Here is a 22,276-nt window from a genome sequence, read left to right as displayed (position 1 = left end):
CCCGCGTCAAAGAAATCTGACTGACTGTCAGAAAACCTTGGAAGCTCCCTTGAAGTGCCTCCCCGCCTCCTGCAACCTGTTCTCGTTCTCACCGAGGGGAGAAAGCCCATGGGCGGGACGGAACACCTCACCGTGCGGCGCGAGGGCGCCACACTGGTGCTCACGCTCAACAGGCCCGACGCCAGGAACGCGCTCTCGCTCCCGATGCTCGTCGGCCTCCACGACGGCTGGCTGGAGGCCGACGCGGACGACGGGATCCGCTCGATCGTCCTCACCGGATCCGGCGGCTCCTTCTGCGCCGGAATGGACCTCAAGGCGCTCGCCGGGAACGGCATGGAAGGGGAACACCACCGCGACCGGCTCAAGGCCGACCCGGACCTGCACTGGAAGGCGATGCTGCGCCACCATCGCCCGCGCAAACCGGTCATCGCGGCGGTCGAAGGGTACTGCGTCGCGGGCGGCACCGAGATCCTCCAGGGCACCGACATCCGGGTCGCGGGCGAGTCCGCGACCTTCGGCCTGTTCGAGGTCAGGCGCGGCCTCTTCCCGATCGGCGGCTCCACCGTCCGGCTGCAGCGCCAGATCCCGCGCACCCACGCCCTGGAGATGCTGCTCACCGGACGGCCCTACAGCGCCCGGGAGGCCGCCGCGATCGGCCTGATCGGCCACGTCGTCCCCGACGGCACCGCCCTCGACCAGGCCCTTCGCATCGCCGAGCAGATCAACGCCTGCGGCCCGCTCGCCGTCGAGGCCGTCAAGGCGTCCGTGTACGAGACCGCCGAGCTGACGGAGACCGACGGGCTCGCATCCGAACTCGCCCGCGGGTGGCCGGTCTTCGACACCGCCGACGCCAAGGAAGGCGCCCGCGCCTTCGCGGAGAAGCGGCCCCCCGTCTACAAGCGCGCGTAACGCTCCGCCGCAGGTGCGGTGCGGACACCGCGGGCCGTGCGGCGAAGCCGCGGAGCGACACAGCCCCGCGCCCTCACGGGGCGCGACCTCACCGACCTCGCTCGAAGGAGGCAGGTTCCCGATGCCCGAAGTGCTCAAGGCCCCCCTCGTCGTCGAATTCCCCTTCACCCGCTCCCTCGGCCCCGTCCAGAGCGCCTTCCTCACCGGTCTGCGCGAACGCGTCGTCCTCGGCGTGCGGACCACCGACGGACGCACCCTCGTCCCGCCCGTCGAGTACGACCCCCTCACCGCCGACGAGATCCACGACCTGGTGGAGGTCGCCCCCACGGGCACGGTCACCACATGGGCCTGGAACCACGAGCCGCGTCGCGGCCAGCCCCTCGACACCCCCTTCGCCTGGGTCCTGGTCCGGCTCGACGGTGCCGACACCGCCCTGCTGCACGCCCTCGCCGCCCCCGGCCCCGACGCCGTGCACACCGGCATGCGGGTCCGCGTCCGCTGGGCCGGGGAGCGCACCGGCGCCATCACCGACATCGCCTGCTTCGAGCCGTACGACGGAGAGCCCGAGCAACCGGGGAACCACACCGGCGAGTTCACCGAGCCCCTCACCGGCATCGTCGCCCCCGCCCGCCTCGACTACACCTACTCACCCGGCCGCGCCCAGTCCGCCTACATCCATGCCCTCTCCGAACAGCGGACCGTCGGCGAACGCTGCCCCTCCTGCCGCAAGGTGTACGTCCCGCCGAGGGGTGCGTGCCCCACATGTGGCGTGGCCACAGCGGAACAGGTCGAGGTAGGTCCCCGCGGCACCGTCACCACCTTCTGCATCGTCAACATCAAGGCCAGGAACCTCGACATCGAGGTGCCCTACGTCTACGCCCACATCGCCCTGGACGGCGCCGACCTCGCGCTGCACGCCCGGATCGGCGGCATCCCCTACGACCAGGTGCGCATGGGCCTGCGCGTCGAGCCCGTGTGGACCGAGGGCGCCCGCTACCCCGACCACTACCGGCCCACCGGCGAACCCGACGCCGACTACGACACCTACAAGGAGCTGCTGTGACCCGGGAGATCGCGGTCGTCGCCTTCGCCCAGACCGACCACCGGCGCTCCACCGAGGAGTCCTCCGAGGTCGAGATGCTCATGCCGGTGCTGCACGACGTCCTCGCGCAGACCGGACTCAGGGCCGCGGACATCGGCTTCACCTGCTCCGGTTCCAGCGACTACCTCGCCGGCCGCGCCTTCTCCTTCACCCTCGCCCTCGACGGCGTCGGCGCCTGGCCGCCCGTCTCCGAGTCGCACGTCGAGATGGACGGCGCCTGGGCGCTGTACGAGGCCTGGACCAAGCTGCTCACCGGCGACGCCGACACCGCGCTCGTGTACTCCTACGGCAAGTGCTCGCCCGGTTCGGTGCGGGACGTGCTCACCCGCCAGCTCGACCCGTACTACCTCGCACCCCTGTGGCCCGACTCCATAGCCCTCGCCGCTCTCCAGGCGCAGGCCCTCTTGGACGCCGGCCACACGGACGAGCCGGCCCTGGCCGCCGTCGGCGCCCGCAGCCGGGCCGACGCCACCGCCAACCCGCACGCCCAGCTCAAGGGCCCGCAGCCGCACGGCGACTACGTCGTACGGCCCCTGCGCACCGGCGACTGCCCACCCGTCTCCGACGGCGCCGCCGCCGTGATCCTCGCGGCGGGGGAGCGGGCCCGGCAGTTGTGCGAGCGGCCCGCCTGGATCCGGGGCGTCGACCACCGCATCGAGGCCCACGGCCTGGGCGTGCGCGACCTCACCGACTCGCCCTCCGCCCGGCTCGCCGCCGAGCGGGCCGGAGCCTTCGAACGGCCCGTGGACACCGCCGAGTTGCACGCGCCGTTCACCTCCCAGGAGGTGATCCTGCGCAGGGCGCTCCGCCTCGGCGACGACGTCCGCGTCAACCCCTCCGGCGGGGCGCTGGCCGCCAACCCCGTCATGGCCGCCGGACTCATCCGCATCGGCGAGGCCGCCGTCCGCGTCCACCGCGGCGAGTCCGACCGCGCCCTCGCCCACGCCACCTCCGGCCCCTGCCTGCAGCAGAACCTGGTCGCCGTACTCGAAGGGGATCCACGATGAGCAAGGAGCCCGTCGCCGTCGTGGGCGTCGGCCAGACCAAGCACGTGGCCGCCCGCCGGGACGTGTCGATCGCCGGACTGGTCCGCGAGGCCGCACGAAGGGCACTGGACGACGCCGAACTGACCTGGGCCGACATCGACGCCGTGGTCATCGGCAAGGCGCCCGACTTCTTCGAGGGCGTGATGATGCCCGAGCTCTATCTCGCCGACGCCCTCGGCGCGGTCGGCAAACCCATGCTGCGGGTGCACACCGCCGGTTCGGTCGGCGGATCCACCGCCCTCGTCGCCGCCAACCTGGTCGCCGCCCGCGTCCACGGCACCGTCCTCACCCTCGCCTTCGAGAAGCAGTCCGAGTCGAACGCCATGTGGGGCCTGTCCCTGCCGATCCCCTTCCAGCAGCCCCTCCTCGCCGGCGCAGGCGGCTTTTTCGCCCCCCATGTGCGCGCCTACATGCGGCGCAGCGGCGCCCCCGACACCATCGGCTCCCTCGTCGCCTACAAGGACCGGCGCAACGCCCTGAAGAACCCCTACGCCCACCTCCACGAGCACGACATCACCCTGGAGAAGGTGCAGTCCTCACCCATGTTGTGGGACCCCATCCGCTACTCCGAGACCTGCCCGTCCTCCGACGGCGCCTGCGCCATGGTCCTCACCGACCGCGCCGGAGCCGGGCGCGCCCCCCGGCCGCCCGCCTGGCTGCTCGGCGGCGCCATGCGCAGCGAACCCACCCTGTTCGCCGGCAAGGACTTCGTCTCCCCGCAGGCCGGCAAGGACTGCGCCGCCGACGTCTACCGGCAGGCCGGCATCGCCGACCCGCGCCGGGACATCGACGCCGTCGAGATGTACGTGCCGTTCTCGTGGTACGAACCCATGTGGCTGGAGAACCTGGGCTTCGCCGAGGAGGGCGGCGGCTGGAAACTCACCGAGGCCGGGGTGACCGAACTCGACGGCGACCTGCCCGTCAACATGTCGGGCGGTGTGCTGTCCACCAACCCCATCGGCGCATCCGGCATGATCCGCTTCGCCGAGGCCGCCCTCCAGGTGCGCGGCCAGGCCGGGGAACACCAGGTGGACGGCGCCCGCCGGGTGCTCGGGCACGCCTACGGCGGCGGCTCCCAGTTCTTCTCCATGTGGCTCGTGGGAGCGCGGCCACCGCAGTCCTGAAAGTCCTCCCCACGTGGCCTGTCGGGCATCGTGGGCGGTCGCTAGGCTGAGCCGCGGACGACGAACCGGGAGGAGCACGGACGTGGCCGAGACCACCATCCAGCAGCAGCCGCTCGCGGCCTGGGACAAGCCGGAGCTGGACCTCAGCAAGGCCGAGTGGCAGTCCAGCAGCCGAGGGCTGGGCGATGTCCAGATCGCCTTTGTCGAGGGCTTCATCGCGATGCGCAACAGCGAGCGTCCGGAGAGCCCGTCCCTCATCTTCACGCCGGCGGAATGGGGTGCCTTCGTCTCCGGAGCCCGGGAAGGGGAGTTCGACCTCACCTGAACCGGACCCACCTGACCTGAACCGGGGGTGTTCCGAGCCGATTTCCGGACACGCGACCCACAGGACCCCGCTGGGACCATCGCCTGCGCCAGGCTGGCCCCAGCACGGGGGAACGTCGTGTTCCGAAAGGTGAGGGACGATGAGCACTGCGCCGGTCATCGCCGCGGTCGACGGATCGGACGACAGCCTGCGTGCGCTGGAGTGGGCCTTCGACGCCGCCCGCCGCCGCGCCGCACCGCTGCGGGTGGTGCACGTACGCCAGTACGCCGCCTGGGGCCAGGCCGACGTGCTGGTCGCCGGCCCGCCCGAGGCGGGCGGCGATCCCGTCCTCGACGACGTGCGCACCCGGCTCGCGGACCGCGGCGCGGAGCCCGCCGTCGAGTACGTCGCCCTGGAGGGCGTACCGGGCGCCGTGCTGCCGGAACTCGGCTCCGACGCCGAACTGTTGGTCCTCGGCTCCCGGGGTCGCGGCGGCTTCGCCAGCCTCCTGCTCGGCTCCAACGGCCTGGCCGCCGCCCGGGACGCCGAGTGCCCGGTGGTCGTCGTACCCCGGCCCGGCCGTCAGGTGCACGGGGAGGGGCCGGCCGAGCCCGGGCCGCGCGTGGTCGTCGGCCTGCACGCCGACAGCCCCGACGAGGCCACCCTCGCCTTCGCCTTCGCCGAGGCCGCCCTGCGGCGGGCCCGCGTCCAGGTGATCGCCGCCTACCCGTGGCCGGCGCAGACCTGGTCCGCGCCCGGCCAGATGGTGCCGCCCCAGCCCGACCGGGAGGCCGTCGAGAACGAGACCCGCGCCCTCGCCGAGGGCTTCCTCGCCCCGCACCGCACGCGGCACCCCGACGTCCGCGCCGACGCCGAGGCCCTGCCCGGCGACGCGGCCGGGCACCTCGTCGCCGCGTCCAAGGACGCCGAACTGGTCGTCGTCGGCCGGCACCGGCGGCGGCTGCTCGCGCCGGCCCGCATGATGGGCTCGGTCACCCAGGCCGTCCTGCTGCACGCCGCGAGCCCGATCGCGGTCGTGCCGCCGGGACCGCCGCAGGCGTGAGCCTGGCAGCCCGGCGGGCCGCGGCGCCGTGGGCGTAGCAGAGCGCACGGCATCCCGCAATCCCCGCGACGCCGACCGGCGCGGATCCGGCTGTGGTGTCCCGCGCCATGGTGGCGGCCCACCCGTGTACATACGGTTCCGCCACGTCCGGCGCCGTGTGTGCCGCCCACGCACGAGCGGCCGGGACGCGTGTCCTGACGAAGGAGCTGCTCATGCCGCTGCCACCGTTGCGAAAGCCGCCCGGAGCGCCGCCCCGTGCCCGCTTCCCGGCCCGCCTCCTCGCCGTCGTCGCCCTGGTCCTCGGCACCGCGCTCACCGGGCCCGTACCCGCCGCCCGGGCCTCCGTGGCGCTCACCCGGGTGAGCGACTTCGGATCCGACCCGGGCGCCCTCACCATGTACGTCTACCGCCCCGCGTCCCTGCCCGCGCACCCCCCGGTCGTCGTGGCCCTGCACGGCTGCACCCAGAACGCACAGGTCTACGCCGACAACTCCGGCCTGCCCAGGATCGCCGACCGCGACGGCTTCCTGCTGGTCCTCGCCGAGACCAGCACCGCCAACAACGCGAGCCGGTGCTTCAACTGGTTCCAGACCACGGACAACCGGCGCGGGCAGGGCGAGGCCCTCTCCGTGCGGCAGATGGCCGCCCAGGCCGTGACCGCCTACGGTGCCGACCCCCAGCGGGTCTACGTCACCGGTCTGTCCGCGGGCGGCGCCATGACCGCCGTCCTGCTCGCGACCTACCCCGACGTCTTCTCCGCCGGCGCGGTCGTCGCGGGCCTGCCCTACGACTGCACCCGGGACAACAGCCCCTACACGTGCATGAACCCGGGTGTCGACCTCAGCCCGGAGCAGTGGGCCCAGCGCGTGCGGGACGCCGATCCGTCGTACACCGGGCCCTGGCCGCGCACCGCCATCTGGTACGGCGACCAGGACACCACGGTCGTCCCGCGCAACGCCACGGAGCTGCGCGACCAGTGGACGGCCCTGCACGGCCTCCCCCCGACCCCGAGCCGCACCACGGCCATCGGCCCCGACGCCACACAGCAGGACCAGTACCTGGCCGCCGACGGCACGGTCGCCGTGGAGGTCGACCGGGTCCCCGGCATCGGCCACGGCACCCCGGTCGACCCCGGCACCGGCACCGACCAGTGCGGCAGCACCGGGGCCCCCTACTTCCCGGCCTCGATCTGCTCCGGCTACTGGATCGCCCGGTTCTTCGGCCTCGACACCTCCGGCCCGGGCGGCGGCGGTGACGGCGACGCCTCCTGCCACACGGCGAGCAACTACGCCCAGGTGCAGGCCGGCCGGGCCATAGCCAGCGGCGGATACACGTACGCCAAGGGATCCCAGCAGAACATGGGCCTGTACAACACCTTCGTCACCCACACGCTGAAGGAACAACCCACGGGTTACTACACCATCGCCGACAACGGTTGCCCCTGACCGACGGACAGTCAGGCTCGGCCATGGTGGCCGACGACGCTGCGGGGGCCACCTTCATGGCGGCCCCACACATGTCCGGCGCGCCCACCCCGCCCCTAGCCTCCAGCCGTCCACCCACAGCCGGAGGAACCCGTATGCCGATCACACCGCCCGGACAGCCCGCACACCGAACCGCCGTCCACACCCTCTCCTTCTCCCTCTCCCTCGCCGTGGCCTGCCTGTTCCTGACCACGCCGGCCACGGCGGCCCCCACCGGCCTTCCGGACGACCACTGCGCCGGCCGCACCCACCTCCGGGTCCCCGGGGCCGCCCGCCAACAGGCCGACTGCCTGGACGAACTGACCACCGCCGGAACCGTGGCCTCCGGCCACACCGACCCCGCCGACTACGCCGGCCTCACCCCCAAGGACCTGCCCACACCCTCCGGCGTCCCCGGCATCCAGATCGACGGCTACTTCCCGGACACCTCCACCACCAACACCGACCACGGATGGCACCACGACTCCCAGTTCGTCATCCGCCTGCCCGACCACTGGAACGGCGGCCTGGTCGTCGCTGGCACCCCCGGAAACCGCGAGCAGTACGCCAACGACAAGGCCGTCGCCGACTGGGTGCTCGCCCGCGGCTACGCCTACGCCGCCACCGACAAGGGCAACACCGGCACGGCCTTCTACCGGGACGGCCACAGCCCCGGCGACGCCATCGCCGAGTGGAACACCCGCCTCACCCAGCTCACCCGCGCCACCCGCGCCGTGGTCACCCAGCGCTACCACCGCCCCCCGGCCCGCACGATCGCGACCGGCCTGTCCAACGGCGGCTACCTCGTACGCTGGCAACTGGAGAACCACCCCGAGCTGTACGACGGCGGAGTCGACTGGGAAGGCACCCTCTGGCGCACGGCCGGACCCAACCCGCTCACCTTCCTGCCGCCCGCACTGCGCCACTACCCCGTCTACGCCGCCGGCGGCCCCGCGGCGGCCGACGCCCGGGACGCCCTGCACAAGGCGGGCTTCCCGGCGGGCTCCGAGTTCCTGTGGCCGTACCACCACCAGGTCTACTGGGACCTGACCCAGCGCATCTACCGGGAGGAACTCGACCCCGGCTACGACGGTGCCACCGAGGCCGGCACCCCGTTCTGCGCCTCCGGCACCCCCGCCTGCGACGCCGACTACGACTACGCGGCCCGCCCCGACGCCGTCCGCCGCGCGGTCGGCCGGATCGCCCTCACCGGACGCATCGGCAAGCCACTGATCACCCTTCAGGGCACCCTCGACGTGCTGCTGCCGATCAGCCAGGACTCCGACGTCTACGCCCGCATGGTCCACTCGGCCGGACGGGGCTCCCTGCTGCGCTACTACCGCATCGAGGACGGCACCCATACCGACGCGCTCGTCGACGCCTTCCCCGACCGGCTGCGCCCGATGGTGCCCTGCCACCGCTCGGCCTTCGAGGCCCTGGAACGCTGGATCACCGCAAACGCCCTCCCGCCCGCGGACCGCACGGTCCCCCGCCCGCCCGACGCGGCCCCCGCCACGCTCCTCACCAGCTGCCCCCTGAGCTGAGCGGACCCGCACGGGAGGGGGCGGGACCGCGCTCGGCGGGCGGCCGCGCCGAGCGGGCCCGACCGGCCACGACGGGCCGCCGTTGATCGACGGCCTGTCACGGTGCTTCCGGCGGAGCCCAGGTCACCCACCAGTGCCCGGGCACGTACCATGGCCGCATGTCGTTCCTCCGCCGCCGCAGCGCCACTCCCGCCGGACCCGACTTCGACGTGCTGGCCATGGACCCGGGCGACTGGCCGGGCAACCTCGGCGCGGGCCTGCTGCCCGCCCCGGACGGCACCTGCCAGGGTGTCTTCCTGCGCTACGACCTCTTCGGCGGCCGCGGTCCCGCCATGATCATCGGCAACCTGCCGGAGGGCTCCCCGGCCCGCGAGGTCGCCGAGGGGGAGATCCCCTTCGAGGTGGGCCAGCTGCTGCTGGCGCTGGAGAACGACGAGGAGGTCACCGTCGTCGGTGTCGAGGACACCCCGGTCCTCCAGGGCGACAACCTCCTCATCGTGCGACGGCTGAAGCTGTCCGAGTCACGGATCTCCTGCGTCCAGTTCGACCGCAGCGACGGCGTCCTCGTCACCATCGCCGCGTGGGACCGCCCCATCACCGACGACCTGTACGCCCTGCTGAAGCCGCTCCCGGCGGAGCTTTTCCAGCAGGGCTGACGCAGGCGGCGCGCGGCTAGCCCGCCGAGCCCTCGACGGTCACGTCCGTGGCGCGGACGAAGCCGACCCGATGGCCGTACTGGATCTCGTAGTACAGGTCCTTGCCCACCACGACCCGGTGCGAATCGGCGGTGAAGGTGACCGCGTAGTAGTACTCGCCGGGCACCACGTCACCGACCACGTACTTCTGTCCGGCCGGGATCGTGTACGGCAGCGGGACGACCGCCTGGGCGGGGACGTCCGCCGGGTAGGCCTCCTTCTCCGGGTACGCGCGGCCGTACACCGGGACGCTCGCCAGACCGTCCCTCGGCGTGATCACCAGCCCCTGGGCGGGCACCGCCGTCGCCGCCTTGCGCGGATTCTGGAACCAGGCCTTCTGACCCAGGTACCAGATCGCGGTCCAGTCGCCCCAGCGGTCCGCCACCGCGTACTGCTGGCCCGTGGACACCCGTGAGGACAGGTCGTTCACGTCGACGGTCGGGTCCTTCTTCAGACCGACGTCCCTGACCAGCGGCGCGTTCACGTCGTGGTCCGTGTACAGCCGCACCTCGCTGGAGCCGTGCGCCGCGCACGCGACACCGCTCGTGGCGCAGCCCGTGTACGTCGGCTGGTTCGCCGCGTAGTCCGGCAGGATCGTCACCAGCCCGGACGACTTGCCCGGGCCGCGCCTGAACGGGTGGCCCAGCAGCTGGAAGTAGTGCCGCCAGTCCCAGTACGGACCCGGGTCCGTGTGCATGCCGGGGACGGCGGACGCGGTCGGACCGGGCACGTTGTCGTGGCCCAGGATGTGCTGCCGGTCCAGCGGGATGCCGTACCTCTGGCTCAGGTACTTCACCAGCCGGGCCGAGGACCGGTACATCGCCTCCGTGTACCAGGCGTCCGGATCGGCGAGGAAACCCTCGTGCTCGATGCCGACGGACCGGGCGTTGACGTCCCAGTTGCCCGCGTGCCAGGCCACGTCCTGCGCCTTGACGTGCTGGGCGATCAGACCGTCCGTCGAACGCACGGTGTAGTTCCACGACACGTAGGTGGGGTCCTGGACCAGGTTCAGGACCCCGTCCCAGGTGCCTTCCGTGTCATGGATGACGATGTACTTGATGCGCTGGGACACCGGACGGTCGCCGAGGTCGTGGTTGCCGTAGTCGCCGTCACCGAACTCCGCGTACGGCGCCCAGACCGATTCGCAGGACACCGAGCTGGGGCACTCGACACCGTCCCGGGGAAGCGTGCGCAGGCCGGCCCGCAGCAGCGGGGCGGTGTCCGCGGTCAGCAGCGGCTGGGCCGCCAGCGCGACCAGCTGGCCGTCGTCCGTGGTGCGCTCCTCGCCGGTGCGCAGGACGTCGTACACGTCGTTCGCGTACGCCGCCGCGGTCGCCGTGTCGTCGGCGCCGGAGAAGCGGGCCACCGCGCCGTACCAGTCGGCCGGGTCGGCGCTCAGCGGTTCGCCCAGCTCCTTCTGCGCGGCGGCGAGCAGGGCGGCGCCGCCGGCCACGTTCGCCGCGGGGTCGGTGCGCAGCCGCTCGGCCGGCAGGCCGGTCAGCTGCGCCGCCTTCCGGAGCGTCTTCAGGCGGGCCGGGAGCGCGGACTCGGCCGGCACCTGGACGTCGGGGTGTACGGCGGCGCGGGCGGTGTCGCCGCGGGCGTCCCCCGGGCCCTCGGCGAGGTGCTCCGTGACGGCGAGCGCGGTCCGGGCGTCCGTGAGGTGCATCGGACCGTAGCCGCCGGTCACACTCGGTGCCCCCGCGTGCCAGTCCCAGCGGGACTGCAGGTAGGAGACCGCCAGCAGGACGCTCTGCGGCACGTGGTAGTCCGCCGCCGCGGTGGCGAACGCCTCCTGCAGATGGTCGGTGGAGTCCGCGGCGCTCTGCGCGGGAGCCGCGCCGAGCAGCGGCAGCAGCAGGGCCGCCGAGGCCAGGGGGCCGACGGCCCGCCGCAGGTGTCTGTGGCCGGGTGCGGACGTGGGGTCGGTGGCGGAACCTCGCAATGCGGCCTCCTGGGACGGACGGGCGTGGCGGGGCGTGCGGCGCCGAGCTGGGTCAGTGGTACCGGCTTGCCGACGATCCGTCAATGATGCCGTCAGGACCGGGATTTACCTTGTCACGGAGGGGTTTCGGCGAGTTTCGCGGCGGCGGCGCGCGGGCCTGCGGGGCGTCACTGGCGTACACCAGTGGCCACGGCCGGACGCGCGTACGAAGGCCGCGGCGCCGGCCCGGTACCCGGCCCGGACATACGAAGGCCCGCGGTGCACCGCCGCTCTGGCGCACCGCGGACCTTCGGTCCCGTCAGCGAGTGCCGACCGCCGCACGGACGGCCCTGCGGGCCATCTGGCAGTCGTCGTGCAGCCGCCTGAGCAGCAGCCGCTGTTCCTCGCCGGACGGCACGGCACCCGGGTGGGCCAGGCCCGGTGCCGCCGGGGCCACGTCGTGCATCGAACGCTGCAGGGCCGTCTCGTAAGTACGGATCTCCCGGGTCAGCAGCAGCATCAGGTTCACCAGGAAGGCGTCCCGTGAGGCCGGCCCCGCCGATTGGGCGATCTGGCTGATCTGGCGCCGGGCCGCCGGCGCGTCCCCGAGCACCAGCCACAGCGTCGCCAGGTCGTACCCCGGCAGGTACCAGCCCGCGTGCTCCCAGTCCACCAGCACTGGACCGGCCGGGGACAGCAGGATGTTCGACAGCAGGGCGTCGCCGTGGCAGAACTGCAGCATGCCGTGGCGGCCCACCTCGTGGGCGATGCCGTGCAGCAGCTTCCGCAGGTCGCCGAGGTCCCGGTCGGTGAGCAGGCCCAGCTCGTGGTACCGGGAGATCCGGGTGCCGTAGTCCAGCGGCATGTCGAACGTGCCCGCCGGGGGCCGCCAGGCGTTCACCCGGCAGATCGCGCCGAGCGCGGCCCGGATGTCCGCGCGGGGCGGCGCCTCCGCCGGATGCCGCTGGAGCGCCGCCACCCGGCCCGGCGAACGCTCGATCACCAGTGTGCAGTTGTCCGGGTCCGCCGCGATCAGCCGGGGCACACGGACCGGGGGCCGGTGCCGGACGAACGAGCGGTATGCGGCTATCTCGTGGCGGAACCGCTCGGCCCAGGCGGGCGAGTGGTCCAGCAGACACTTGGCCACGGCCGTGCTGCGCCCTGTCGTCCCGACGAGGAGGACGGACCGTCCGCTGCGCCGCAGTACCTGTACCGGAGCGAACTCCGGGCAGATCCGGTGCACCGAGGCGATCGCGGTGCGCAGCTGCGCACCCTGGGGGCCGGACAAGTCCAGTCTCCCGCTGAGCGGTTGGGTGCCGGGCTGGCCGGGGACCCGCCGGGGCCGGCCCGCGACCGGCACGGGTCCGCCCGGTCGCGCCACCGGGTCCAGATACGGTCCGCCGCCCGCCGGGCGGGAGCGCAGCGGCCGGGGCGGGGCGGACACGGAGGACGATGCTGCGTACATGGGAGATACAGATCCCTTCGTGTGCCTGCGGTGCCTGCCTGTGGTTCCGTGCTCGGCGCACATGCGCGGGGCCCGGGCGTTCGAGGAGCCCGTACTCCGATCGCATGCACTGCGAGCGTGCGCCTGCCCGGCCCGGCCGTAGGGGTGCACCCTGGGGAATGCACCCGACAGCTCGACGAGGCCGAGCTGCGACCGGGTCGGGGTGGCGCGTTCCTACTCGACACCCGATGCCCAGTGGCACACCATCTGGCGGACCCTGGCGAACCCTGGCGAATAGTCGCCCGGCAACCTCCACCGGGCTACTGTCAACTCAGCCGAGAACCTGGGGGCTTGACGTGAGCGGACAACCCAACACCCGTCTGGCGGACCTGTTCGGCCTGGCCGGCTGGTCCAAGGGCGAACTCGCGAGGCTGGTCAACAAGCAGGCGGCGGCCATGGGCCACCCCCAGCTGTCGACCGACACCTCCCGGGTCCGTCGGTGGATCGACATGGGAGAGATCCCGCGCGATCCGGTACCGCGGGTGCTGGCGGCTCTGTTCACCGAGCGTCTCGGCCGTGTCGTGACCATCGAGGACCTCGGTCTGGTGCGGCACGGGCGTACGGGAAAACGGCAGGGCGACGGGATCGAGGAACATCCCGACGGCGTGCCGTGGGCGCCCGAACGGACCGCCGCGGTCCTCACCGAATTCACGGGAATGGACCTCATGCTCAACCGACGCGGCTTGGTGGGCGCGGGTGCCGCGCTCGCCGCGGGATCCGCACTCAGCAGCGCCATGTACGACTGGCTGCACACCGACCCGGCCCTGAAGGCCGACGCCCCCGTTCTCGACGACCCCCTGCACGCCGACCCCGCTGGGTTCGACCGCTATGAGGCCGCCCCCATCGGGTCGCAGGAGATCGAGGAACTGGAGCGCTCGGTCGAGGTGTTCCGCGCCTGGGACGCGGCCCGCGGCGGCGGGCTTCAGCGCAAGGCGGTCGTGGGCCAGCTCAACGAGGTGGGCGGCATGCTCGCCTACCATCATCCACCCCATCTCCAGCGGCGCCTGTGGGGCGTCGCCGCCAACCTGGCCGTCCTCGCGGGCTGGATGTCGCACGACGTCGGCCTGGAACCCACGGCACAGAAGTACTTCGTCATCGCCGCCCATGCCGCCAGAGAGGGCGGAGACCGACCACGCGCCGGCGAGGCCCTGTCCCGGGCGGCCCGGCAGATGGTGCACCTCGGCCGGCCCGACGACGCACTGGACCTGATGAAGCTCGCCCAGTCCGGCGCGGGCCACGGTCTGCAGCCGCGCACGAAGGCGATGTTCCACACCATCGAGGCCTGGGCGCAGGCGTCGATGGGCAAGGGCCAGGCGATGCGCCGCACCCTCGGCCAGGCGGAGGACCTCTTCGTCTCCGACCGGCAGGAGGCGCGGACACCGGACTGGATGCAGACCTTCAAGGACGAGGACCTGTACGGCATGCAGGCCCTCGCCTACCGCACGCTGGCCGAGTTCGACCCGGACGCGGCCGTGCACGCCCAGCACTACGCGGAGAAGGCGCTGGCCCTGCGCGTCGACGGGCGGGAACGCTCGAAGATCTTCGACCATCTGTCCATGGCGTCGGCCTGCTTCATCGCCGACGACCCCGAACAGGCCGATCGCTACGCACGGCTGGCCCTGATGTCGATGGGCTCGAACTCCTCCCGTCGCACCTGGGACCGGCTGCGCCAGATGTACCGGCTGACCGCCGAGTACGCCGGCTATCCGAAGATCCACGAACTGCGGGAGGAGATCCGGCTCGTCCTGCCCAAGCCGAGGGCCAAGGGCAACACCAGCGCACAGGCGTGAACGCACAGGCACAGGGCCTGTGCGCCGGACCATCCCACCCACGCACCGTTCAGCTCATGTGGTGACCCTGGCGACGAGTACGCAGGCGTCGTCCTCACGTCCCGTTCCGCCGAACTCCTCGACCACCGTGCGTACGCAGTCCTGCGCGGTGCGCGCCGCGTCGAACCGCGGGGCGAGGGCGAGCAGGCGGTCCACGGCGTCGGCCGAGCTCTGCCCCGGCACCACTCCGTCGGTGTGCAGCAGAAGGAGATCGCCGGGTTCCAGGGTCATCTCGGCCTGCCCGTAGACGGCGCCCGAGGTGGCGCCGAGCAGAACGCCGTCCGGCGCGTGCAGCAGGCGACCCGTCCCGTCGCGGTACAGCAGTGGGGCGGGGTGTCCTGCCTGTGCCCAGACCAGGGTGCGGGTGTCGGGCCGGTAGCGGCAGCAGACGGCGCTGCCGAGGGCGGGCTGCACGGTCGCGTCCAGTAACTGGTTGAGCATGCCGAGCAGTTCACCGGGCCGGGAACCGGCCAGGGCCATACCGCGTACGGCGCCGAGCAGTGTCGCCATGCCGGTGGCGACGGCCACCCCGTGCCCGGTGAGGTCGCCGACGCTGAGAAGGGTCTCGCCGTCGGAGAGCTCCAGCGCGTCGTACCAGTCGCCGCCGAGCGGCGTGGCCGTCGTCGCGGTCAGCCGGCGGGCCGCGAGGTCGAGGGTGCGGGGGCCCTGGTGCGGGAGCCGCAGGGAGCCGCGCCAGGGCGGCAGCACCGCTTCCTGCAACTCGGCCGCCATCCGGTGCTCGGTCTGCTCCTGCCGGCGTTGACGCTGCAGCGAGTCACGGGTCTCGCGCAGCGTCCCGCGGCAGCGGCGCAGTTCGCTGACGTCCCGGAGCACGGCCCACATCGAGGCGGTGCCGCCGTCGGCACCGAGCACGGGTTCGCCCATCATGTGCACCGCCCGCACACCGCGGTCGGGCCGTACGATGCGGAACTCGCCGTCGATCGGCTTGCCGTCGACCAGGCAGTCCGTGACCATCGCGGTCAGCTTCGGCCGGTCGTCCTCCAGGACCAGCGAGGGCAGTTCGTCCAGCGTGAGGGCGGGGGCGGCCGGGTCGAGGCCGAGGATCTGGTACAGCTCCCCGGACCAGGTCGCCTCGTCGGTCAGCAGGTTCCACTCGGCGCTGCCCACCCGGCTGAGCAGCGAGCCGCTCGGACCGCCGGTCGGCACGGGCCGGACCACGGGAGCCTCGGCGGGTCCGGCCGGCGCGATCTCGGGGCCGTCCCGCAGCTGGGCCAAGTGGGCGTCCAGGTCGTCCAGTTGGTGCAGGGCGAGGTCGTACAGGGCGCGCTGCCAGCGTTCCTCCGGGTCCGCACCGTCGCTCCGGGCGTCCCGCCGTACCGCGTCCACATCGCCCTTGAGCCGCCGCGTCTGCGTGATCAACGCCTCGACCGAGCCGCGTCCGGGTGGCTGGGCGGCTGGGTGGTCCGCGGAGACTGGGGACGGCATGACGCACTCCGATGGGGACGAGACGGCCGGGGAGGACAGGGGGACCGTTACGACTCTCGCACAGCCCGCGACGGCCCGTAAGGGATTTGGCACCACACGATACGGTGGTGCTTCCGGCATATGCCAGAGTCTTCCCGGAGTGATCCCCGCGCACAGATGACGTACGCGCTCGGCGGTTCAAGTCGTAGGAGATGTACGGGACTTGTTCCCGTGTGGACGGTTTTCCGTGGACGCTCACTCGTGTGTTCGTCGCTCCTGTGTTCCCAGGGGTCGCCTTCGTCTTGTACCCGTCGAACTCTGACCGGATTTGGCGGCATGCGAGGCACCTTCGAGGACTCCATACAGGCATGGACGTCATCACAGTCGAACAGCCTGCCCAGGCCCAGCTCATCACCGCCGACGACGTGGAGATCCCCGTGTCGGCCACGCTGCGCTACACCGCGGACGACCCGTTGGCCGTCCGCGTGGACTTCCCCGCAGAAGCCGCCCTGGAGGGCGAGGAGGTCACCTGGATCTTCGCGCGCTCCCTGCTCGACCAGGGACTGCGGGCCCCGGCCGGCCATGGGGACGTGCAGATATGGCCGTACGGCCACACCCGTACCGTTCTGGAGTTCCACTCGCCCCACGGCCTGGCGCTCCTGCAGTTCCCCGCGTCCGCCCTGCGCCGCTTCCTGCTGCGCACCTACACGGCGGTGGCGGCCGGGCAGGAGGACGTGGCCGGAGTGGTGGAGCGGGGGCTGAGCGCCCTGTTCGGCGGGGTGTAGGGACCGGCGGGGTCCGCGCTCCGGCGGGATGCGAGGGGATTCCCGCACCACTTCGACTTCTGTTCACCTCCGCCTCATCGCACCGGTATGGACCCTGTCCCTCACCACGGGCACCCTGGCGCGCGGTGTGCCGCAGGGGCACTCCGGTGACGAGGACGGGGCCAATGACACCGATCAGCCGAAGAGGCTTCGTGGGGCTCGGCGCGTCCGTGACGGCGGGTGTGGCGCTGGGCGCCGGCACACTCCCCCAGAGCTCGAATGCGCTCGCTCTGGGAGGTACCCCCATCACGGCGGCCGCCGCGACCACGGCGACCGGCACGATCAAAGATGTGCGGCACGTGGTGATCCTCATGCAGGAGAACCGCAGTTTCGACCACTACTTCGGCCGTCTGAAGGGCGTGCGCGGCTTCGACGACCGCAGCGGCATCACCCTCAGCGGTGGCTCCCCGGTCTTCGCCCAGCCGAGCGGGACGGGCCGCCAGTACCCGTGGAAGCTCAGCGCGACACCCTCCGCCGGCGGCAAGGACGGCGAGACCCTGGCCCAGTGCAACGGCGACCTGCCCCACTCCTGGTCCTCGCAGCACTCCGCCTGGAACAAGGGCCGCATGGACAACTGGGTCGCGGGTGTCGGTAACGTCCGCTCGCTCGGCTACCTGGACCGCTCCGACATCCCCTTCCACTACGCGCTCGCCGACAACTACACCATCTGCGACGCCTACTTCTGCTCCGCGCTCAGCGCGACCGGCCCCAACCGCACCTACCTGTGGAGCGGCAAGGTCGACTCCTCCTCCTACGACGGCGGCGACGAGTCCGGTCTGACCTGGCAGAACTACGCCGAGGCACTGCAGGCCGCCGGGGTGAGCTGGAAGGTCTACCAGAACGCGGCCGACAACTACGGTGACAACGGCTGCGCCTACTTCAAGAACTTCGCGAACGCCAAGGCGGGCGACCCGCTGTACGACCGCGGCATGTCCTCGGTACCGAAGGCGACCGGCTCGACCCCCGACGACATCGCCGCGGCCATCAAGGCCGACGTCGTCGCGGGCACCCTCCCGCAGGTCTCCTGGGTCGTCCCCAACCAGGCCTTCTCCGAGCACCCCTACGCCCCGCCCGGCGACGGCGCCCACTTCATCAGCCTCGTCTACCAGGCCCTCGCCGCCGACCAGGACGTCTTCGACTCCACCGTCCTCTTCCTCAACTACGACGAGAACGACGGCTACTTCGACCACGTGCCCCCGCCGGTACCCCCCGCCGGAACGGCGGGCGAGTTCCTGGCCGGGGTGCCGTACGGCTTCGGCTTCCGGGTCCCGATGATCGTCGTCTCGCCCTGGACGCGCGGCGGCTGGGTCTCCTCGGAGGTCTTCGAGCACACCTCGGTGCTGCGTTTCCTGGAGACCTGGACCGCCGCCCTGGGCAAGCCCGCCAAGTGCCCGAACATCAGCGACTGGCGGCGCAAGGTCAGCGGCGACCTCACCGGCGTCTTCGACTTCGCCCACCCGGTCTACGGCCCGGTCTCCCTGCCCGCGACCAGCGTCATCGGCATGGGCACCTGCGGCCCGCTGCCCAACCCGGTGCCGACGGACAACGCCCTGCCCGCCCAGGAGCCCGGCACGCGCCCGGCCCGCGCGCTGCCCTACCAGCCGAACGGCTACCTGGACCACCTGGAGTTCGGCGCCGCCGGCAAGATCCTGGCCTGGTTCACCATGACCAACCAGGGCGGCCCGGCCGCCCGCGCCGCCCACTTCTCCATCCATCCCAACGCCTACCGCGACACCACGCCCTGGCAGTACACGGTCGACGCGGGCGGCACCGCCACCGACTCGTTCAGCATCGGAACGGGCTACGGCAACGGCGCGTACGACCTCACGATGGTCGGGCCCAACCGCTTCCAGCGGCGCTTCCAGGGCGACGCGACCAAGGCCGGCAAGTCGGCGGAGGTGAGCACCCGGTACGCGGTCGAGCCGGGCACGGGCAAGCTCGCCGTCTATTTCAAGATGGCCAACTCGGGCACGGCGTCCGTGAGGTTCACCATCACCTCCCACCACTACCGCAGCGACGGCCCCTGGACCTACACCGTCGCCCCGGGCGCCTCGACGGAGGACTTCTTCAATGCGGTGGCGTACCAGAACGGCTGGTACGACTTCACCGTGACGGTCGACTCCGACGCGACCTGGTCGCGCCGGTTCACCGGGCACCTGGAGACGGGCGCGCCCAGCGTCAGCGGCTGACCCCGGCGTACAGGTCCGGGCGCGGGGCGAGGCCGACGGCCACCCGGCCGCCGGTCTCGAGCGCCCGGACCCCCGCCTCGGCGACGACGGACGCCGCGTACCCGTCCCAGACGCTCGGACCGGTGACCTCGCCGCGCCGGGTGGCGTCGACCCAGGCCTGCACCTCGCGGTCGTAGGCGCCGGCGAAGCGGACGAGGTAGTCCTGCGCCACGTCCTCCCGGGCGCCGCCCGCGGTGGTGACCACCATGGTGTGCTCGTCACCGATCCGCGCGCTGCCCTGCTCGCACACCGCCTCGCAGCGCACCTGGTACCCGAAGCCGCAGTTCACGAAGACCTCGACGTCGACCAGCGCGCCCCCGTCGGTCTCGAACAGCACGAACTGCGGGTCGAGCAGGCCCTCGGGGGCGTGCGCGGAGGGCCCGGGGCGCAGCACGGTCACCGCCGTCAGCTCCTGGCCGAGCAGCCAGCGCGCCGCGTCGATCTCGTGTGAGACGGAACTGTTGATCAGCATGGCGCTGCTGAAGTGGCCGGGGGACGAGACATTGCGGTGGGTGCAGTGCAGCATCAGGGGCCGGCCCAGGCCGCCGCCGTCCAGCAGGGCCTTCAGCCGGCGGTACTCGGAGTCGTAGCGGCGCATGAAGCCGACCTGGGCCAGCCGGCGTCCCAGCCGTGCCTCGGCCTCCACGACCCGCAGCGCGCCGGTGGAGTCGGGCACCATGGGCTTCTCGCACAGCACCGGCAGGCCGCGGGCGAAGGCGGCGAGCAGGGCCTCCTCGTGCGCGGGGCCGGGGGAAGCGATCAGGACGGCGTCGACACCGGGTGCGTCGAGCGCGGCCACCGGGTCGGTGTGCACGGTGACTCCGTCGAGGGCGGCCACCGCTTCCTCGGCCCGCTCGGCCGCGGGGTCGGCTACGGCCGCGACCCTGGCTCCGCTCACCACGCGGTCAAGACGTCGTATGTGGTCGGCGCCCATGTGCCCGGCACCCAGTACCGCCACTCCCAGCAGGTCACCCATGCGTGCGCTCCCTTACGCCGACGATCACGCCGTAGCGTACGCTGGGCAGGGAGCGCCGCCGGGGGTGCCGTTGCCGGGGAACGCACCCGGTGGGGGAGTGTCAGTACCGCAGCACTCCGGCGATCCCGTTCGCGTCGCCCAGCGTGCCGTCGGGCACGAAGCGGACGTCGGCGCCGGTCTCCAGACACTGCTCGACGATCTCGTCCACGATGTCCTCGCGGGCGTCCAGGTCGCCGGCTTCGGCCGGCACCAGATGCGCGCCGAGGTCGCTGACGGCCGCCCGGAAGTTCTCCTCCACGGCGAGCAGCCGGACCCGGCCCTCGCGGGCGCTCTGCCACAGCTCGTCGAGACCGGCCGCGAAGGTGCGGTGACCGCGGGCCGAGGTCAGTTCCCGGACGATGCCCGTGGTGTCCTTGCGGGCCTCCGCCTCCAGTACCGGCCGCAGCGCCTGCCACACGGCCTCGGGACCGGCGTGCGCGAGGCCGCCGTGCGGGACGTGGACGGCGGCCTTGGCGACACTGCCGACCTCGTCCAGCAGGGACAGCGCCGCCTGCTCGCCGGTGACGTACACGGGCCGGGGCTGGTCGCGCAGGACCGTGCTCATGGCGGTGTCGGCCTCGCGCAGGAACTGGCGGGTGCCTTCGTCGCTGAACGTGCTCGGCAGGCCGCCCGTGCGCATCTGGCGCTCGGGGTCGAAGTTCTCCTGTCTGCGCTCCAGCGGGAAGCCGCCCGTGTGGTCCTGCACCACGCGGTCTTCGCCGCCGCTCCACAGGGTGACGTGGTCCGCGGAGACCGACAGTACCCAGAAGGGGCGTTCGGCGGCCTGCGCGGCGACCAGGTTGCGGGTGAGGAAGGTGTCCGAGAGCACCACCCGCTCGGGGACGGTGCGGGCCAGGGACCACACCTGGTGCTCGCCCGGAGCGGCGAAGATCACCAGGCCGTCCTCGGCATGTGTCAGGTCCACTTCCGCCAGCGCCCGGTCGAGCTGCGCGACGACGTCGTTGCGCCGCTCACGGGTGACGGAGGGGTCGGACTCCAGGCGCCTGCGGGCCTCGGTGACCACATTGCGCAGCCGGACGGGATCCTGGCCGTTCTCGGGTTCGCGGCGGTGCGTCGGGGTCAGTACCGACACCGCCGGATACGGGCGCGGGCGCCGGAGTTCGGCGAGGGTCGCGGGACTCAGTGCGTGCTCCATGACAGCACGATAGGTCCGATTCACATGTACGGCATTCGGGGTAATCCGGACCGAAGGTCACCGTCGGGTCTCTCTGCCGGACCACGGTGACGCGGCGGCCCGCGGACCGTTACCGTACCGGCCAGTAACCGGATCGTGGCTCACCCTGGAGGCCTGACATGCCGCAGCTCGAACTCGACGGAGCGGCCCTGACGTACGACGACGAGGGTCCCCGTGACGCACCGGAGGTGCCGCTGGTGTTCGTCCACGGCTGGACGGCCGACCGGCACCGCTGGGACCACCAGGTCGCGCACTTCTCGCCCGGACGCCGGGTGATCCGGCTGGACCTGCGCGGGCACGGCGAGAGCACCGGATCCGGCGTGCGCACCATCGCGGAGCTGGCGCGGGACGTCCTCGCCCTGCTCGATCACCTGGAGGTCGAACGGTTCGTGCTGGTCGGCCACTCGATGGGCGGCATGATCGCGCAGACCATCGCCCTGGCCCACCCCGAGCGGGTGCGGCGGATGGTGCTGGTGGGCTCCATCGGCCGGATGACGTACAGCCGCGGCCGGGGTCTGCTCATGGCCGCCTCCACGCTCGTGCCGTACCGGCTGTTCGTCGCCGCCAACATCCAGCGCGCCTTCGCGCCCGGCTACCCGCGCGAGGAGATCCGCGCGCACATCCGCGCCTCCGCCGCGACCCCGCGCGAGGTCGTGATGACCCTGTACGGCGCGATGCGCGCCTTCGACGTCCTCGACCGGGCCGGCGAGATCCGGACGCCCACCCTGATGGTGCACGGCTACCACGACGTGCAGCTGCCGGTGCGGCAGATGCTCCGGATGGCCAAGGCCTACCCGGACGCGGTCGTGCGCATCCTGGACGCGGGCCATGAGCTGCCCCTGGAGAAGCCGGCCGAGCTGACCGCCGTACTGGATGGATTCGTGACCGAAAAGGCCTGACCCCCGCGGCGTTTGGGGAAGTTTTTGCCTGTGGCCGGTTCCTGGCGGCACCGGCCCGGTGGCACGGGCTCCACGGGATTTCACGCGAGCAAAATACGGCCGAAATCGTGGGGGAGGGGGTGGCTGTCGGTGTTACGGCCGCATTGACTGCCTCGGGCAACTGGCGGAGGCTGAACCATATAG

General features: G+C 72.4%; 18 protein-coding genes. 13 read left to right on the top strand and 5 right to left on the bottom strand.

Annotated features, from left to right (window positions below; translation table 11 throughout):
• The first annotated feature begins 108 nt into the window (after nucleotides 1–108).
• The 9 genes from IO33_RS0110095 to IO33_RS0110055 all read left to right on the top strand — a co-directional run bounded on the left by IO33_RS0110095 (nucleotide 109) and on the right by IO33_RS0110055 (nucleotide 9,211).
• Nucleotides 109–909, top strand: a complete 801-nt coding sequence (locus IO33_RS0110095) for a crotonase/enoyl-CoA hydratase family protein (RefSeq protein ID WP_031162736.1) — start codon at nucleotides 109–111, stop codon at nucleotides 907–909.
• A 121-nt stretch (nucleotides 910–1,030) separates the two neighbouring features.
• Entirely contained in the window at nucleotides 1,031–1,972 is a 942-nt protein-coding gene (locus tag IO33_RS0110090) for a Zn-ribbon domain-containing OB-fold protein (RefSeq protein WP_031162734.1), read from the top strand.
• A complete protein-coding gene (locus IO33_RS0110085) occupies nucleotides 1,969–3,018 on the top strand; it encodes a thiolase domain-containing protein (RefSeq protein ID WP_031162731.1) in 1,050 nt (349 codons plus the stop codon). Before IO33_RS0110090 ends, IO33_RS0110085 begins: the two co-directional genes overlap by 4 nt.
• Nucleotides 3,015–4,181, top strand: coding sequence for a thiolase domain-containing protein (locus tag IO33_RS0110080; RefSeq protein WP_031162729.1), 1,167 nt, complete (start codon nucleotides 3,015–3,017; stop codon nucleotides 4,179–4,181). The genes IO33_RS0110085 and IO33_RS0110080 overlap by 4 nt, the downstream gene beginning before the upstream one ends.
• An 82-nt stretch (nucleotides 4,182–4,263) precedes the next feature.
• Nucleotides 4,264–4,506: a DUF397 domain-containing protein gene (locus tag IO33_RS0110075; protein ID WP_031162726.1), complete on the top strand. Its 243-nt coding sequence runs from the start codon at nucleotides 4,264–4,266 to the stop codon at nucleotides 4,504–4,506.
• Between the two features lie 139 nt (nucleotides 4,507–4,645).
• Nucleotides 4,646–5,548: a universal stress protein gene (locus tag IO33_RS0110070; RefSeq protein ID WP_031162724.1), complete on the top strand. Its 903-nt coding sequence runs from the start codon at nucleotides 4,646–4,648 to the stop codon at nucleotides 5,546–5,548.
• A 212-nt stretch (nucleotides 5,549–5,760) separates the two neighbouring features.
• Complete coding sequence (locus tag IO33_RS0110065; protein WP_031162721.1) at nucleotides 5,761–6,993, top strand: extracellular catalytic domain type 1 short-chain-length polyhydroxyalkanoate depolymerase; 1,233 nt, start codon at nucleotides 5,761–5,763, stop codon at nucleotides 6,991–6,993.
• A 134-nt stretch (nucleotides 6,994–7,127) separates the two neighbouring features.
• Nucleotides 7,128–8,555, top strand: a complete 1,428-nt coding sequence (locus tag IO33_RS0110060; protein ID WP_031162719.1) for a 3-hydroxybutyrate oligomer hydrolase family protein — start codon at nucleotides 7,128–7,130, stop codon at nucleotides 8,553–8,555.
• Nucleotides 8,556–8,713: 158 nt separating this feature from the next.
• The gene (locus tag IO33_RS0110055) at nucleotides 8,714–9,211 is read left to right on the top strand and encodes a glycosyltransferase family protein (protein ID WP_030339601.1); all 498 of its coding nucleotides are present in this window, start codon (nucleotides 8,714–8,716) and stop codon (nucleotides 9,209–9,211) included.
• Nucleotides 9,212–9,227: 16 nt separating this feature from the next.
• Here the strand turns inward: IO33_RS0110055 and IO33_RS0110050 are convergent, their stop codons facing one another.
• Nucleotides 9,228–11,195 (bottom strand): N-acetylmuramoyl-L-alanine amidase, encoded by a 1,968-nt coding sequence (locus IO33_RS0110050; RefSeq protein ID WP_031162715.1) that lies wholly within the window; start codon nucleotides 11,193–11,195, stop codon nucleotides 9,228–9,230.
• Nucleotides 11,196–11,493: 298 nt separating this feature from the next.
• On the bottom strand, nucleotides 11,494–12,639 hold the full coding sequence (locus IO33_RS0110045; protein ID WP_031162712.1) for an aminoglycoside phosphotransferase family protein: 1,146 nt from the start codon (nucleotides 12,637–12,639) through the stop codon (nucleotides 11,494–11,496).
• A gap of 335 nt (nucleotides 12,640–12,974) precedes the next feature.
• Between IO33_RS0110045 and IO33_RS0110040 the strand changes: the two genes are divergently transcribed.
• Entirely contained in the window at nucleotides 12,975–14,468 is a 1,494-nt protein-coding gene (locus IO33_RS0110040; protein ID WP_031162710.1) for a DNA-binding protein NsdB, read from the top strand.
• Between the two features lie 54 nt (nucleotides 14,469–14,522).
• On the opposite strand, the gene IO33_RS0110035 is transcribed toward IO33_RS0110040, so the two are convergent.
• A complete protein-coding gene (locus tag IO33_RS0110035) occupies nucleotides 14,523–15,953 on the bottom strand; it encodes a PP2C family protein-serine/threonine phosphatase (protein ID WP_031162707.1) in 1,431 nt (476 codons plus the stop codon).
• A 347-nt stretch (nucleotides 15,954–16,300) separates the two neighbouring features.
• Between IO33_RS0110035 and IO33_RS0110030 the strand changes: the two genes are divergently transcribed.
• Together IO33_RS0110030 and IO33_RS0110025 are read left to right on the top strand one after the other, a co-directional pair.
• Nucleotides 16,301–16,717, top strand: a complete 417-nt coding sequence (locus IO33_RS0110030) for an SsgA family sporulation/cell division regulator (RefSeq protein WP_031162706.1) — start codon at nucleotides 16,301–16,303, stop codon at nucleotides 16,715–16,717.
• 164 nt (nucleotides 16,718–16,881) lie between these two features.
• Nucleotides 16,882–18,945, top strand: a complete 2,064-nt coding sequence (locus tag IO33_RS0110025) for a phosphocholine-specific phospholipase C (protein ID WP_031162704.1) — start codon at nucleotides 16,882–16,884, stop codon at nucleotides 18,943–18,945.
• On the opposite strand, the gene IO33_RS0110020 is transcribed toward IO33_RS0110025, so the two are convergent.
• Both IO33_RS0110020 and IO33_RS0110015 read right to left on the bottom strand, forming a co-directional pair.
• Nucleotides 18,935–19,960 carry a Gfo/Idh/MocA family protein gene (locus tag IO33_RS0110020; protein WP_031162702.1) on the bottom strand — a complete coding sequence of 342 codons (1,026 nt, stop codon included), beginning with the start codon at nucleotides 19,958–19,960 and terminating at the stop codon, nucleotides 18,935–18,937. The genes IO33_RS0110025 and IO33_RS0110020 overlap by 11 nt on opposite strands.
• A gap of 100 nt (nucleotides 19,961–20,060) precedes the next feature.
• On the bottom strand, nucleotides 20,061–21,155 hold the full coding sequence (locus tag IO33_RS0110015) for a baeRF3 domain-containing protein (protein WP_031162700.1): 1,095 nt from the start codon (nucleotides 21,153–21,155) through the stop codon (nucleotides 20,061–20,063).
• Between the two features lie 158 nt (nucleotides 21,156–21,313).
• Here IO33_RS0110015 and IO33_RS0110010 point away from each other — a divergent pair, with 158 nt between their 5' ends.
• Entirely contained in the window at nucleotides 21,314–22,093 is a 780-nt protein-coding gene (locus IO33_RS0110010) for an alpha/beta fold hydrolase (RefSeq protein ID WP_031162698.1), read from the top strand.
• Nucleotides 22,094–22,276 lie beyond the last annotated feature (183 nt).

This window comes from Streptomyces durhamensis, from assembly GCF_000725475.1.
Lineage (GTDB): Bacteria > Actinomycetota > Actinomycetes > Streptomycetales > Streptomycetaceae > Streptomyces > Streptomyces filipinensis.
This window is presented reverse-complemented; position numbering and strand designations above follow the sequence as displayed.

Excerpts from the sequence above, each read along its gene's own strand:
- IO33_RS0110015 (WP_031162700.1), bottom strand. The coding sequence starts at position 21,155 with ATGGAGCACGCACTGAGTCCCGCGACCCTCGCCGAACTCCGGCGCCCG.
- IO33_RS0110055 (WP_030339601.1), top strand. The coding sequence starts at position 8,714 with ATGTCGTTCCTCCGCCGCCGCAGCGCCACTCCCGCCGGACCCGACTTC.
- IO33_RS0110060 (WP_031162719.1), top strand. The coding sequence starts at position 7,128 with ATGCCGATCACACCGCCCGGACAGCCCGCACACCGAACCGCCGTCCAC.
- IO33_RS0110010 (WP_031162698.1), top strand. The coding sequence starts at position 21,314 with ATGCCGCAGCTCGAACTCGACGGAGCGGCCCTGACGTACGACGACGAG.
- IO33_RS0110035 (WP_031162707.1), bottom strand. The coding sequence starts at position 15,953 with ATGCCGTCCCCAGTCTCCGCGGACCACCCAGCCGCCCAGCCACCCGGA.
- IO33_RS0110095 (WP_031162736.1), top strand. The coding sequence starts at position 109 with ATGGGCGGGACGGAACACCTCACCGTGCGGCGCGAGGGCGCCACACTG.
- IO33_RS0110070 (WP_031162724.1), top strand. The coding sequence starts at position 4,646 with ATGAGCACTGCGCCGGTCATCGCCGCGGTCGACGGATCGGACGACAGC.
- IO33_RS0110030 (WP_031162706.1), top strand. The coding sequence starts at position 16,301 with ATGGACGTCATCACAGTCGAACAGCCTGCCCAGGCCCAGCTCATCACC.
- IO33_RS0110080 (WP_031162729.1), top strand. The coding sequence starts at position 3,015 with ATGAGCAAGGAGCCCGTCGCCGTCGTGGGCGTCGGCCAGACCAAGCAC.
- IO33_RS0110045 (WP_031162712.1), bottom strand. The coding sequence starts at position 12,639 with ATGTACGCAGCATCGTCCTCCGTGTCCGCCCCGCCCCGGCCGCTGCGC.
- IO33_RS0110025 (WP_031162704.1), top strand. The coding sequence starts at position 16,882 with ATGACACCGATCAGCCGAAGAGGCTTCGTGGGGCTCGGCGCGTCCGTG.
- IO33_RS0110020 (WP_031162702.1), bottom strand. The coding sequence starts at position 19,960 with ATGGGTGACCTGCTGGGAGTGGCGGTACTGGGTGCCGGGCACATGGGC.
- IO33_RS0110065 (WP_031162721.1), top strand. The coding sequence starts at position 5,761 with ATGCCGCTGCCACCGTTGCGAAAGCCGCCCGGAGCGCCGCCCCGTGCC.
- IO33_RS0110090 (WP_031162734.1), top strand. The coding sequence starts at position 1,031 with ATGCCCGAAGTGCTCAAGGCCCCCCTCGTCGTCGAATTCCCCTTCACC.